General features: G+C 34.8%; 12 protein-coding genes. 2 read left to right on the top strand and 10 right to left on the bottom strand.

Features of this window, described 5'->3' with window-relative positions:
- Positions 1-243: 243 nt before the first annotated feature.
- Positions 244-2,841 (bottom strand): ATP-dependent chaperone ClpB, encoded by a 2,598-nt coding sequence (gene clpB / locus E0W73_RS02065; RefSeq protein WP_135220424.1) that lies wholly within the window; start codon positions 2,839-2,841, stop codon positions 244-246.
- 201 nt (positions 2,842-3,042) lie between these two features.
- Between clpB and ytxJ the strand changes: the two genes are divergently transcribed.
- Entirely contained in the window at positions 3,043-3,432 is a 390-nt protein-coding gene (ytxJ, locus tag E0W73_RS02060) for a bacillithiol system redox-active protein YtxJ (RefSeq protein WP_135220423.1), read from the top strand.
- Positions 3,433-3,583: 151 nt separating this feature from the next.
- On the opposite strand, the gene E0W73_RS02055 is transcribed toward ytxJ, so the two are convergent.
- Together E0W73_RS02055 and E0W73_RS02050 are read right to left on the bottom strand one after the other, a co-directional pair.
- Positions 3,584-4,750 carry a hypothetical protein gene (locus tag E0W73_RS02055; protein ID WP_135220422.1) on the bottom strand — a complete coding sequence of 389 codons (1,167 nt, stop codon included), beginning with the start codon at positions 4,748-4,750 and terminating at the stop codon, positions 3,584-3,586.
- Positions 4,747-5,742 (bottom strand): DUF2157 domain-containing protein, encoded by a 996-nt coding sequence (locus E0W73_RS02050; RefSeq protein ID WP_135220421.1) that lies wholly within the window; start codon positions 5,740-5,742, stop codon positions 4,747-4,749. The genes E0W73_RS02055 and E0W73_RS02050 overlap by 4 nt, the downstream gene beginning before the upstream one ends.
- A 259-nt stretch (positions 5,743-6,001) precedes the next feature.
- Between E0W73_RS02050 and E0W73_RS02045 the strand changes: the two genes are divergently transcribed.
- On the top strand, positions 6,002-7,054 hold the full coding sequence (locus tag E0W73_RS02045; RefSeq protein WP_135220420.1) for a pectate lyase family protein: 1,053 nt from the start codon (positions 6,002-6,004) through the stop codon (positions 7,052-7,054).
- A 63-nt stretch (positions 7,055-7,117) separates the two neighbouring features.
- Here the strand turns inward: E0W73_RS02045 and argH are convergent, their stop codons facing one another.
- The 7 genes from argH to E0W73_RS02010 all read right to left on the bottom strand — a co-directional run bounded on the left by argH (position 7,118) and on the right by E0W73_RS02010 (position 14,535).
- Positions 7,118-8,398: an argininosuccinate lyase gene (gene argH / locus E0W73_RS02040; protein ID WP_135220419.1), complete on the bottom strand. Its 1,281-nt coding sequence runs from the start codon at positions 8,396-8,398 to the stop codon at positions 7,118-7,120.
- Positions 8,399-8,582: 184 nt separating this feature from the next.
- Entirely contained in the window at positions 8,583-9,089 is a 507-nt protein-coding gene (locus tag E0W73_RS02035) for a hypothetical protein (protein ID WP_135220418.1), read from the bottom strand.
- Positions 9,090-9,114: 25 nt separating this feature from the next.
- Positions 9,115-10,185 carry a M20 family metallo-hydrolase gene (locus tag E0W73_RS02030; RefSeq protein ID WP_135220417.1) on the bottom strand — a complete coding sequence of 357 codons (1,071 nt, stop codon included), beginning with the start codon at positions 10,183-10,185 and terminating at the stop codon, positions 9,115-9,117.
- Positions 10,186-10,474: 289 nt separating this feature from the next.
- Positions 10,475-11,248 carry an acetylglutamate kinase gene (argB, locus tag E0W73_RS02025; RefSeq protein WP_135220416.1) on the bottom strand — a complete coding sequence of 258 codons (774 nt, stop codon included), beginning with the start codon at positions 11,246-11,248 and terminating at the stop codon, positions 10,475-10,477.
- A 92-nt stretch (positions 11,249-11,340) separates the two neighbouring features.
- Positions 11,341-12,294 (bottom strand): N-acetylornithine carbamoyltransferase, encoded by a 954-nt coding sequence (locus E0W73_RS02020; RefSeq protein WP_135220415.1) that lies wholly within the window; start codon positions 12,292-12,294, stop codon positions 11,341-11,343.
- Positions 12,295-12,382: 88 nt separating this feature from the next.
- The gene (gene proB, locus E0W73_RS02015; protein ID WP_135220414.1) at positions 12,383-13,144 is read right to left on the bottom strand and encodes a glutamate 5-kinase; all 762 of its coding nucleotides are present in this window, start codon (positions 13,142-13,144) and stop codon (positions 12,383-12,385) included.
- 197 nt (positions 13,145-13,341) lie between these two features.
- On the bottom strand, positions 13,342-14,535 hold the full coding sequence (locus tag E0W73_RS02010; RefSeq protein WP_244248412.1) for a glutamate-5-semialdehyde dehydrogenase: 1,194 nt from the start codon (positions 14,533-14,535) through the stop codon (positions 13,342-13,344).
- Positions 14,536-14,581 lie beyond the last annotated feature (46 nt).

Genomic DNA, 14,581 nt, shown 5'->3' with positions numbered 1-14,581 from the left:
ATAATGGTTCCGAAACATCCGCCACCTAATTTTTTAGCGCCATACCCTGCTAATAGTCCTCTGAAAATATTGTTCATGATTGTAAATTTTAATTAATAATTTGCTGATTTTTATAACTTTAAAATTGAGTATTTATTCAAGATTTGTCGTTATAAGAATTGGGCAAAAAGTTTCAGAATTCACGGATAAAAAAAAGCATCAACCTTTCGGCTGATGCTTTTCTTAAGAGTAACATTAAAAAAATTATTTAGCGGTCTGGTTTCTAAAGACCAAATTACCATCGAAAGCATCTAATAAAATGATGCTGTCTGTTGTGATGTTTCCTGCCAAAATTTCTTTTGACAATTGATTCAACACTTCTCTTTGAACCACACGTTTTACTGGTCTAGCTCCAAAATGCGGATCGTAACCTTTGTCTGCCAGATACGCAATAGCTTCTGGAGTGGCATCCATTGTAATGCCTTGCAGTGCGAGCATTTTGGTAACGCTCTTTAACTGCAGACTTACAATTCTTGAGATATTCTCTACAGTAAGCGGTGTAAACATTACGATTTCGTCGATACGGTTGATAAACTCAGGTCGAACCGTTTGTTTTAACAATCCCAAAACTTCATTTTTAGCGGCTTCAGTTGCTGCTTCAACGCTTCCTTTTAGGTTTTCAAATTTCTCCTGAATGATATTACTTCCCATATTTGAGGTCATAATAATAATCGTATTTCTGAAATCGGCCAAACGACCTTTGTTGTCTGTTAAACGTCCTTCATCCAAAACCTGTAATAAAATATTGAAAGTATCAGGGTGCGCTTTTTCAATCTCATCCAACAAGACCACAGAATATGGTTTTCTACGAACAGCTTCTGTCAATTGACCTCCTTCATCATAACCCACATATCCTGGAGGCGCACCAACTAAACGGCTCACACTATGGCGTTCTTGATACTCACTCATATCGATACGGGTCATGGCATTTTCATCATCAAAAAGATATTCAGCCAGTGCTTTTGCCAGCTCCGTTTTACCAACTCCGGTTGTTCCTAAGAATAAGAACGAACCCACAGGTTTTTTCATATCCTGTAAACCGGCACGGCTTCTACGTACAGCGTCACTCACGGCCTCTATCGCTTCTTCCTGACCTACCACACGTTTGTGCAGTTCATCTTCCAAATGCAATAGTTTTTCTCTTTCTGTCTGAAGCATTTTGGTAACTGGAATTCCTGTCCATTTTGCCACAACTTCTGCAATATCTTCTCTGGTTACTTCTTCTTTTATTAAAGAATTACCAGATTGGAATTCTAACAGTTGTTTTTGCAAGCTTTCCTGGCGTTCCTGTGCTTCTTTTATTTTTCCGTAACGGATTTCGGCTACTTTTCCGTAATCGCCTTCACGTTCTGCACGTTCTGCTTCGTATTTAAAATCTTCAATTTCGTGTTTTACAGCCTGAATTCCGTCAACGATATCTTTTTCCTGTTTCCATTTTGCATAGATTTCGTTGCGTTCTTCTTTTAGGTTGGCCAATTCCATTCCTAAAATTTTTAGCTTGCTTTCTTCTTTTTCACGTTTGATGGCTTCGATTTCGATTTCCAGCTGCATGATTTTACGATCCAAAACGTCTAATTCTTCTGGTTTTGAATTGATTTCCATTCGAAGTTTAGAAGCCGCTTCGTCCATCAAGTCGATTGCTTTATCCGGCAAGAAACGATTCGTAATATAACGTTGTGAAAGTTCAACAGCCGCAATAATCGCTTCGTCTTTAATTTGAACTTTATGATGTGTTTCGTATTTCTCTTTGATTCCACGTAAAATCGAAATTGCACTTTCCGTATCTGGCTCATCGATTAATACTTTTTGGAAACGTCTTTCAAGCGCTTTATCTTTTTCAAAATATTTTTGATATTCATCTAAAGTAGTAGCACCAATCGCTCTCAACTCTCCACGAGCCAAAGCTGGTTTCAGGATATTAGCCGCATCCATTGCGCCTTCTCCTCCACCTGCTCCTACAAGCGTGTGAATCTCGTCAATAAACAAAACGATATCTCCATCTGCAGCGGTAACTTCTTTTACAACCGATTTTAAACGTTCTTCGAATTCTCCTTTGTATTTTGCTCCGGCAATCAAAGCTCCCATATCTAGTGAGAAAACGATTTTATCTTTTAAGTTTTCTGGAACGTCTCCATCCACAATTCTGTGTGCCAAACCTTCTGCGATTGCGGTTTTACCAACTCCTGGTTCTCCAATAAGCATTGGATTGTTTTTGGTTCTACGAGTCAGAATCTGCAATACACGACGGATTTCTTCATCACGGCCAATAACTGGGTCTAATTTTCCCGTACGTGCTAATTCATTTAGGTTCTTAGCGTATTTATTTAAAGAATTGTATGTTTCTTCAGCCGATGCCGATGTTACTCGTTCGCCTTTTCGTAATTCCTCGATTGCTGCTTTCAAACCTTTTCCAGTAACGCCTTGATCTTTTAAGATTTGGGAAACTTTACTTTTTGAGTCGAAAATAGCCAAGATTAAATGTTCGATTGAAACATATTCGTCGTTCATTTTTTGAGCAATAATTTCAGCTTCGTTCAAAGCTTTATTTGCGTCTCTTGAAAGCATTACATCGCCTCCCGAAACTTTTGGGAAACTCTGAATGGTACTGTCCAAAATCTGAAGAAACAACGGAACGTTTACATTTAATTTCTTTAGAATAAATGGCGCTACGTTTTCATCTACTTCAAAAATGGCTTTGAAAATGTGTTCATTTTCAATTTGCTGCTGGCCATTTCTTTGCGCTAATTGTTGCGACAACTGAATGGCTTCCTGCGATTTAATAGTAAACTTGTTAATATTCATATTTTTTCGATTTGATTGATTCTTTTCTAAATTCTATAAGATTAAAGTTACGATTTATAGAGCTAATTTTTTGATTCAAATAATTTAACTTTGTATTCAAATAGACAAATTATATTCCATAACAAAAAAACGGACAAAACGACACTTAAAAGCTGATTTTTATCATCTTCTAATGTCAAAAAGTCATAAAACAAGTCAAATATGAGTTTTTTTAATTCAATCTTCGGAAGTTCAGAGAACTCAGAAGCTCCAAAAAGCAACGTAAATTGGACAGAATTGACCGATATGCTACAATTAATGGAAATCGAAGCGATTTCTCAAGAAAAACCAGTCGTGATTTTTAAGCATAGCACAAGATGCAGCATCAGCCGAATGGCTTTAAAACAATTTGAAAGAGAATTTGACCTTGAAGGTGTTGTAGATGCTTATTTTTTAGATTTGATTGCACATCGAGATATTTCAAACGAAATTGCAAGCCGATTTGGGGTTTATCACGAATCTCCTCAATTGATTTTAATCAAAAACGGAAAAGCAGTTTACGATGTTTCGCACAGCGATATTGATGCTGAGGCACTGAAAAGCAAAGTATAGTTTTTTTTTTGCCACAGATTATCATAGATTAAAGGGATTTTTTCGCCACGAATTACACAAATTTCCACGAATTATTTTTTTGTAACTGTTGAAGCAAAAATTTTAAAATATACAATTAGTGAAAATTTGTGTAATTGGTGGCAAAAACAATTTAGAAACTCTCGCTAGAGCCACCACCGCTGAAACCTCCGCCTCCAAATTCCATCGGAGAATCTTGTGGTTTTACCTCTGGCTTCATTCCGAAAGCTGAAGCAACAACTAAGGCTTCTGCATTAAGGAATGCATCTGAATGATTGATTCTATCTGGTTTAAATGTCAGACCACTTTCTTTTTCTTTTAATTTTCGGATTGAAAAATACGCTATCGCGAATAAAATAAGTCCGCCCAAAGTTAGCGCCACTTCTACTGGCAAAACTGCGTAATAAAAACGAATCGTATAGATTGAAAATCCAATCGCTAAAAAACCTATCCACAGCATGATTCTGTCTTTTGTTCTTAAAGCTTGAGCCAAATAAACAATCGGAACAATAAAAGTAAAAGCATAAAAGAAAAAAGCAAACTTAATATCGGTTCCTGGTTTTACTTCTGCACCTAAGAGTTCAGCCGAAAGCTCTCTTACTACCAAATAATTGCATGAAAGGTACAACAACACAAGACAAAAACTATTAGCCAGCAATAATCCGTTTAGATAATAACTTTTAGTTAAGCTATACATCATCTTTTTTGTCAAAAAATAAAAAAATACTGCAAAAATCATGGCTACAAATGGTAGAATCGCCTTTCCAATATCTCCAAACTCAAACATCTGATAAAATAAAAACGCTGTTACAGACAAACAAAAAGCAAGCATTGAAAGCAAATGCAGGTATCTTAAAAACATACAAATAGATGCCACTGCCATAAAAAAAGCTATCACAGCTTCATAACCTTCGGTTGTTATAGCAATAGCAATTCCAATATTCATTATGGTTCCCAAAATAAAAGCATCATCTAAGCCGTGATTATGAAAATTTTGCTTAGCCAATATTTCTGAACCAGCAAAACCAACAACGGCAAAAATATAAAAGGAGATTTGGAAATAAGCATTTTCAGCACTTATTCCAAATATCGAAATGGCACCGCATATGGAACCATATAATAAACTGCTTAATAAAAAGAATCCTATTCGAACCAGTATATTTTCCTGACTTTTAAAAACGGGTAATTCATTTTGAACAAATTTCTTTTGTTCTTTACTTATAAAACCTCCTTTATACAAAGTTTGTGCTTCATCAACCAAGATTTGATTATCCAGCAGTTTTTTATCGTACACTATCATGCTGTAATTTTCTTATGAAAGTTTTTAATTAATATAACAAACATTACTATTGAGCCAACGAAATAAGCTGGTAGCAACAACACCAATAATTCCCAAATGTCTGAGAAATCGACATCTCCAAAAATTCTAAACAAAACTATATTCGCTCCTATATAGCCATAAACAATCATAAAAACATAAAGAGACATCGCTTTATAGGCATAACTGACTTTATAAAAATAATATGTCGAAGCCGCCAAAACCACAGCAAATAACATCCAAGTCACAACATAACCGGTTAAATTACTGATTGAAGAGATGCTTATGATGTGTAAGGCAAAAGTGAGAAAAACTAATCCAAAATGAGTTTTTAATCCTATTCGATTACTGTAAATGGTCCATAAAATCAATAAAACTCCTAGCATTACAGCCGAGTAGCTCAAATTTTGACTGGCGTAAAAATCATTGATATGTAATAAATCCTGAGGAGTAACTGAAAGTCCCACATAAGCAGCTAAACCAGTGATGGCAATCGTAAGAACACTTCGATTGTCAAAATAATACGCACAAAAGAAACTCACTGTAGTTGGGATTAAAGTCGCCAATCCGTAATGTTCTCCAAAAGGCTTGTATTGAAACTGCAGGTAACCAATAAAAATACAGGTCAGAATATTAGCGAGTAAAACCAGATATTCTAAAACTGGATGTTCAAACTTAGTTTCTGTTTTCTGAAAACCTTTTGAGTTTTTAAAACAGTAAAAAAAGCAAACCGCAATTACAACTAAAAGAACAGAAAGAATCGCAATATGCCCAATAGAGTCAATGTTTTCATAAATCAAAATTCCAATTCCTGAAGTAAACAAAAGAACTGATAAATAAAGAAATAGTTTTAATTCTGTGTTTATCGAAAAAATATTTAAACTTCTATAGGATTTAATTTCTTCAAACTGATTTTCTGTAATCAAACCTTTTTCATATAGGCCAGCAGTCGCCTGCTCATTAAACTTCTTCATTTGATTAATTTAAAATGTATCCAAATATATGTATTTAGTATGAATTTTCTCTTTTAATCCACCGTATAATATGCTGCCTATCTTTTATTATCTTGATTTTTAAATAAGAAGCTGTTTTTAAATGTAAAAACAACACTTACTACTCTTGTATTCAAAACCTTAGGCATAAAAAATATCATAAATTAATTTGAAATTAATCTGAATCCTATACATTTGTGCAATCGATTACATCAACTATTTACCTACACAAAAACCACAAATGAAAACAAAACTTATTTTATTGGCACTGCTTGTTCCGTGTTCTTTTCTTTTTTCTCAAAATTATTGCATGAGTAATCCCGAAGGATTTGGAGCTGCGGCTACAGGAGGAGGAAATGCTGTTCCTGTAACAGTAACAAATCTTGCAGATTTGACAGCAAAACTCAAACTTAAAACACCGCAGGTAATCTTGGTTTCCGGAACAATCAACTGTTCGTATACCAGTTTGGCTGTCAATGACAAAACAATAATCGGACTTCCGGGAGCACGATTGGTTAATTTAGACCAAACCGCGGTTGGGTCGGGAATTTTAAGCCTAAAATCGGGCTCCAATAATATCATCATTAGAAATCTGATTTTTGAAGGCCCTGGCTCTTATGATGTTGACGGACACGATAATCTGACTTCTGAGGCAACTAATATATGGGTTGACCATTGTGAATTTCAAGACGGAATGGATGGCAATTTTGACAATAAGGGCGATGCCGACAATGTTACGATTTCTTGGTGCAAATTTACTTATCTAAAAACGCCTAAATCTGGTGGAACTGGCGGAGCCGACGACCACAGATTTTCAAATTTAATAGGCTCCTCTAAAACTGATGCACCAGCCGACGGCCATTACAGCATTACCTTTAAAAACTGTTATTGGGCGAAAGGATGCAAACAAAGAATGCCTCGCGTTAGAAATGCTGAAATCCATATTCTTAACTGTCTTTACAATACATCAGAATCTGGTTCTGTAGCAATTGGTTTAGGCGGTGGAACCAAAAATTCAACCTGTTATGTAGAAGGTTCTGATTTTGTCAATGTTGATAAAGTTTTTAAAGAATACACGAGTACAGATGGCGGTGAAGTCGGAATCGCATTTGACCACTGCCGTAAAAGCCCAATGGATTTTGGCACTAAAGTAAATAAACCTTCTTATGCCTACACTACAATTCCTTTAGGAAAAGTGGAGGAATTTGTTTCTAATACATCTTGTGGTGCTGGAGCAACATTACAAGTAAGTTCAACTGGTTTAATAAATGCAAATTGCACTAACAAAATCTAACTTAAAAACACAAAAAAACCGATTTGATAATCACAAATCGGTTTTTCTTATTTTTAGAAAATCCTAAAAAGCAGCTTTCATTTTATCTTTTATCGCATCAAGGCATAAATTATTGATACTGCCTTCGTGCGTGTGTTTTGTCGCTTTTGGAGATTTGTAAGTTCCAGATTCCAATTGTTCAGCAACAGCTTTGTAAGCATCTCTAAACGGCATCCCGTCTACTACCATTTCGTTTAAAGTGTCAACTGTAAACAAATAATCGTATTTTTTATCTTCTAAAATATGGTCTTTAACCGTGATGTCTTTTATGGAGAAAATAGCAATATCCAAACAAGCTTTCAGATTCTGAATCGCTGGAAATAAACCTTCTTTTAAAAGCTGTAAATCTCTATGATAACCGCTTGGAAGATTATTGGTAATTAAAGTGATTTCGTATGGGAGCGCCTGAATCTTATTGCATTTTCCTCTGATTAATTCGAAAACATCTGGATTCTTCTTGTGAGGCATAATACTAGAACCCGTTGTAAGATGCGCCGGGAGACCAATAAAATCGAAATTCTGGCTCATATACAAACAAACGTCCATCGCAAACTTTGATAACGTTCCTGCAACGCTTGTCATAGCAAAAGCAACTGTTTTTTCTGCTTTTCCTCTACTCATTTGTGCTGCAACGGCATTATATTTCAAGGTTTCGAAACCTAATTCCTGTGTTGTGAAAGTTCTGTTGATTGGAAATGAACTTCCGTAACCTGCTGCAGAACCTAACGGATTCTGATCTACAATTTTTGAAGCAGCGTTCAGCATTGTAATATCATCAATCAAACTTTCGGCATAGGCAGAAAACCACATTCCGAATGACGATGGCATTGCAATTTGCAAATGCGTATAACCCGGCAATAATACATTTTGATGTTTCTCTGCCGATTCCATCAACAAATCAAACAAGGTTTTTACCTGTTCTTTTATGGCTTTTAGTTCATCTTTCAAATACAAATGAACGTCTACCAAAACCTGGTCGTTACGAGAGCGCGCGGTGTGGATTTTCTTTCCTGCATCGCCCAGTTTTTCTGTTAAAAGATATTCGATTTTAGAATGTACGTCTTCGAAACTGTCTTCGATTTCAAAATTTCCAACCACGATATCGGCGATGATTTCGTTTAAAGCATCAACTAAAGATGTTGTTTCTTCTGGAGTCAATAAACCAATCTGTCCCAACATTTTCGCATGAGCAATTGAACCTAAAGCATCGTATTTTGCTAAAACCAAATCCAGTTCACGATCGTTTCCAACGGTGAATTGCTCGATTTGTTTATCTGTTGGTATTCCTTTTTCCCAAAGTTTCATATTGTAGATTTTTTTGTTCCACAGAGATTCACAAAGTAATCTCAGAGATTCACAAAATTCTTTTCTTTCTGAATTTTATTTTTGTGACTTATTACTAAGAGCTGGACTAGTGTTTTCAGATTTTTCTCTTGTATTTGACGGAGGAGTCGGTTTTGGTTTTTGACCTGAATTGTTATTTGACATGTTATATTGTTTTTGTTAAATAAATTAATATTAAAACTAATGACAGTGTAACTGAAAGAAATATATACTTTTTCGATAAATGCAAATTTACACTTCTTTCATCATTAATTATTTTATTATGTTCCGCCATTTCAGCAAAATTATTTTTCAAATAATCTTCAAAGTTTATTTTTTCACTTTCTTCGGCATCTTTATTATAATCTTCTACCTCATTTTCATAATCTAATAGCTTTTTTGATAAAGGTAAATTTTCATATTCAAATCCTTTAAAAAGTCCATTATATGCTCTCGCTATATAAAAAGATGAAATTAAAAGAAAAATGATCATCAAAATTATCAAAGCCTTTACATAATAATTTTTTAAAAATACACTTTCGTCTTTTGTAAAATATGAAATTAAACCTATTAATAGCGTTATTAAACCAATTGGTATATTAACTCCATCTTCAACTTCTTTGCGTCTAGTTAATTCACGATTATGTAATTCTTTATAAAATTCTATATCCATAATAATTAACTAATAAACCAAAATATTATAATTTAAAGAAATCGGTTAGTATTTTGATGTACAAATCGACTCCTTCTACAATTTCATTTACAAAAATAAATTCGTCTGCAGAATGCGAACGCAATGTTTCTCCTGGGCCTAATTTCAAAGACTGACAGCTTAAAACGGATTGGTCTGAAAGCGTTGGCGAACCATAAGTCGTTCTTCCCAAGGCAATTCCGGCCTGAACCAAACCGTGGGCAACTGGAATTGACGAAGCATTTAAATGCATTGATCTTGGCGTTACTTCGGCATTTACATTTGCTTTTACCACTTCCAAGATTTCGGCATTGGTATAACGGTCTGTTACACGAATATCCACAACCAAATCACATTCTGATGGTACAACATTATGCTGTTTTCCAGCATTAATCTGTGTTACGGTCATTTTTACAGGACCTAAAACATCAGAGATTTTGTCGAATTTATAGTTTTTAAACCATTCCATTACCGGAATTGATTTGTATAAAGCGTTATCATCGTTTTGATGCGCAGCGTGGCTTGCAGTTCCTTTTACTTTTACATCTAAAACTAAAAGTCCTTTTTCGGCTACTGCCAATTGCATTAAAGTTGGTTCTCCAACAATTGCACAGTCTAGTTCTGGTAAATGTTTTAAAACACTGTTTAAACCGTTTTTACCACTGCTTTCTTCTTCGGCAGAAGCTACAATCACAATATTGTGAGAAAGGTTTTTATTTTCGTAGAAATGTACAAAAGTTGCTAATAACGAAACTAAACACCCTCCTGCGTCATTACTTCCTAATCCGAATAGTTTTCCGTCTTTTTCAATTGCTTTGAACGGATCGTTGGTATACGCCTGATTTGGTCGTACGGTATCGTGATGTGAGTTTAGTAAAAGTGTTGGTTTGTTTTCGTCGAAATATTTGTTGAAAGCCCACACATTGTTGTTTTCTCTCTGGAATGGAATTTCATTCTGATTGAACCAATTTTCGATTAAAAGAGCCGTTTGGTCTTCTTCGCTTGAAAATGAAGGGGTTTCGATTAGGCTTTTTAATAAACTAATTGCTTCCTGGGTAAGCGTATCTATATTTTTCATTTTGTTGTGCTCTTGCCGCAAAGGCGCTAAGTCGCTAAGTTTTTTTAAGCTTTTACTTTCTTAACTATATAATATGCGACATTTTTAATTTGCGCAAATTTCTTAAATTAATATTTAAAAGCACTGCTCAGTCTTGTTTTTTTGCCACTAATTACACGGATTTTCACAAATTATCTTTTTGTCACAGATTTAAAATCAAAATGAACTTTTTCATGTATTTTAAAAATTATTTTCTCTTTTTTAAACAGAAAAAAATTAGTGTCAATTCGTGTAATTCGTGGCTATATCTTTACAACGTAATCGTTGTATGCGGAATATCTGAATTTTGGAGCATTCTGTGATGTCCAATTTTGATTTTCTGCACACCTCTTGATAAACTATTGAAACAGTTATCCAGTTTTGGAATCATTCCGGAATGGATTACTTTTTCTTCTTTTAGTTTATTGTATAATGTTTCATTGATTTTAGTAATTACAGACGAATCGTCTTCCGAATCCATCAAAACACCTTGTTTCTCAAAACAATACGTCAGCGTAACATCAAAAACTTCAGATAAAGCAATTGATAATTCACTTGCAATTGTATCAGCATTGGTGTTTAATAATTGTCCGTTTTTATCATGTGTGATGGCACAGAAAACGGGAACAACTCCAGCTTCTAATAAAGTAGCTAATAACTTGGTGTTGACTTGTTTTACATCGCCTACAAATCCGTAATCGATTGTTGGGTGGTTTCTTTTTGTGGACTGAATCAAGTTTCCATCTGCACCTGAGAAACCAATGGCGTTATTGTCTTTAGCCTGCAATTGCGCTACAATATGTTTGTTGATTTGCCCTGCATAAATCATCACGACAACATCAAGCATTGGAGCATCTGTAATTCGGCGTCCATCAATCATTTGTGGCACCAAGCCAATACTCTGCGCCATTTTCGTAGCCGATTTTCCACCGCCGTGAACCAATATTTTATAGCCTTCAATTTTAGAAAAATCAGTTAAAAATTGTTCAAGTTCTGTTGGATTATCGATGATGTTTCCACCTATTTTGATTACGGTAACTTCCATGAGGTTCTAAGTTGCTAAGGTTCTAAGGAACTAAGGTTTTTGCTCATCGTTTCTTAGTATCTCAGAAACTTAGAACCTTAGTACCTCAAAAATTATATTTTTTTAAGAATCTTTTGTAAAACTAATTGTGCTGAATACGTTCTATTATTCGCTTGCTCGATTACGATTGAATTTTCTCCATCCAAAACTTCATCGCTTACAATCACGTTACGACGAACAGGAAGACAGTGCATGAATTTTCCGTTGTTGGTTAAAGCCATTTTTTCAGCTGTTACTGTCCAATTTGGATCACTGTTGGTTACTTTTCCGTAATCGTTGAAATTACTCCAGTTTTTTACGTAAACGAAATCGGCATTTTCGAAAGCTTTATCTTGGTCGTATTCGATTTTGCAGTCTTGTGTAATTTCTGGACTTAACTCGTAACCTTCTGGATGTGTGATTACAAAATCCATATCTTTCTGCATCTGCATCATTTCTACGAATGAATTGGCAACTGCCTGTGGCAACGCTTTCGGATGTGGCGCCCACGAAAGAACTACTTTTGGTTTGTTTTTGTGTCTTGGTTTGAATTCTTCCATCGTAATAGCATCTGCCAAAGATTGCAATGGGTGACGTATAGCACTTTCCATGTTTACAATTGGCACTGTAGCGTATTTCAAAAATCCTGAAATTACAGTTTCTTGATAATCTTTTTCTTTATCAACCAAACCTGCAAAAGCACGGATTGCAATAATATCACAGTATTGTGAAACTACTTCTGCCGCTTCTTTAATATGTTCTGATGCTCCAGAATTCATTACAGCTCCGTCTTCGAATTCCAATGTCCATCCTTCGTTGGTAAAATTCATTACCATAACGTTCATTCCTAAATTCATAGCCGCTTTTTGAGTACTCAAACGCGTTCTTAAACTTGGATTGAAGAATAACATTCCAAGAGTTTTATTCTTTCCTAAACTCTGATTTTTAAGCGGATTCTTTTTGATTTTAAGCGCTTGTTTTACCCATTTTGATAATGAGTTGATTTCTTTTATTGAGATGTAGTTCATTTGTTTTCTTTTTAATTTAGATAATGTGATAATTAGAAAATTGGATAATTCTGTCATTATCTAATTGACTAATTTTCTAATTGACTCATTAGATTATTTTTGTAAATGGAATTTCGTCTTTCAATGCCCGCAGAATAAAATTATCATTCAGTCCGTTGACAATCCAGGTTTCGATGTTGGCTGCTTTTGCAATTCCTGCTGCTTCAATTTTAGATTGCATCCCTCCTGTTCCATGTGATGATTTTGAGTCGCCGATTTCTTTTTCGAGCGATTTTAAATCATTTACCAATTTAATTGTTTGAGGAACTTCATCATGAATAGATTCTTTTGTGTAAATTCCATTTGTATTGGTTGCAATAATCAGAATATCAACATTTAAAAGAACCGCTGTTAAAGCCGCTAATTTGTCATTATCTCCAAACCGAATCTCATCTGTTGCAACGGTATCATTTTCATTGATAATGGGAATGTAATTATTTTTAACCAATACATTAATCGTATTTACAATATTCTTTTTGGTCTGCTCTTTTTCAAAATCCGAATAAGAAAGTAAACACTGCGATGTATTTAAGCCTAAATCTTTGAAATTCTCATTGTAAATCCGCATTAAATGTGGCTGTCCGATTGAAGCTAAAGCTTGCTTTACAAAAACATCTTTATCTTGATTATCCAGTTTTACAAATTGTTTTGCTGCCGCAATGGCTCCTGAACTTACTATGATAAATTCATATTCGTCGTTTAAAGCCGCAATCTGAACTCCAAGATCTTCAATCTTTCCCCGCGAAATGTGATTGGTTTCTTTGGTTAAAGTATTACTTCCTATTTTTAATAAAATCCGTTTTTTTGCCATGTCTTTTGTTTTTGCCACGAAGGCGCTAAGGCACTAAGTTTTTATGTTTTTTTTGCCACGAATTACACAAATTGACGCTAATTTATTCAGCATCTTAATAAAAAATAATTTGTGCGAATTAGTGTAATTCGTGGCAAACCAAATCTTAAATTCTAATTATTAATTATCTAATTGCCTCAATTTTCAAATTATCTCAATTATCGAATCTGTCCTTCTCCATACACGTACCATTTGTTTGTTACGAGATGTTGAAGTCCAATTGGCCCTCTTTGGTGCAATTTATCGGTGCTTATCGCTAATTCTCCGCCAAGACCGAATTGTCCGCCGTCTGTAAATCGGGTTGATGCATTTTGGTAAACCGCTGCAACATCTATTGATTCCATAAACTGCTGTGCTACTTCGTTATCTCTTGAAATAATTGCTGCCGAATGTCCGCCGCAATATTTGTTGATTTTTTCGATAGCATTTTGCTGAGAATCAATTGTTCCGATTACGATTTTATAATCCAGAAATTCTTCATACCAAATATCTTCATTTTCAAGGGTTTTAGTATTTTCAAAATTCTCTAATGATTTATCGACAATAACTTCCACTTTGGCCTCAATTAAAGCTTCGATTAACATTGCTGTAAAACCTTCAAAATTTGGCAACTTGGAACTTATCAAAACTTTATCTAATGCATTACAAGCCGAAATTTTAGCAGTTTTAGCATTTAAAATTACTTTTAAAGCCAAATCTGTATCAGCATCTTCATGAACATAAACAAAATTATTTCCGCGTCCGCTTACAATTACGGGACAAGTGGCATGTGCTTTTACAAATTCAATAAGTTTTTCTCCACCTCTCGGAACTATTAAATCGACTTTTTGAGTTGGTTTTTCTAAAAAAGCCTGGGTTTCTGTTCTGTTATAATTCAGATATTCCACCCAGTCTTTTGAAACTCCATTTTCTTCTAAAGCTTTATGCCAAAGACTTACTATTTTTAAGTTTGATTTTAAAGACTCTTTTCCTCCTTTTAATAATATCTTATTTCCGGATTTAAAAGCAATTCCGCCTGCTTCGATGGTAACGTCTGGGCGAGATTCGTAAATAATTAAAATCGTTCCGAAAGCGGCTGTTTTATTCACCACTTTTATTCCATTATCATGAGTAAAATGAAAACGCTCAACGCCAACGGGGTCTTCCTGAGAAGCTAACTGATTCAATGATAAAATCATTTCGTCGACTTTTTTATCATCTACTTTCAGACGTTCTTCCATCGCTAAATCTGAGCCGTCGTAATCTGATAAATCTTCTTGATTGGTCAAAATTATCTGATTCCGCTCCTGTTCGACCAGCTTTGCCATAGTCCGCAGCACGAGATTGCGTTTTTCAATTGATAATGGATTCATAATTTCTAGTTGGTTGGTTGTTTTTTGGTTGTTTCTTTTATCGAAA

The organism is Flavobacterium foetidum, assembly GCF_004634245.1.
In the GTDB taxonomy this organism is placed as follows: domain Bacteria; phylum Bacteroidota; class Bacteroidia; order Flavobacteriales; family Flavobacteriaceae; genus Flavobacterium; species Flavobacterium foetidum.
This window is presented reverse-complemented; position numbering and strand designations above follow the sequence as displayed.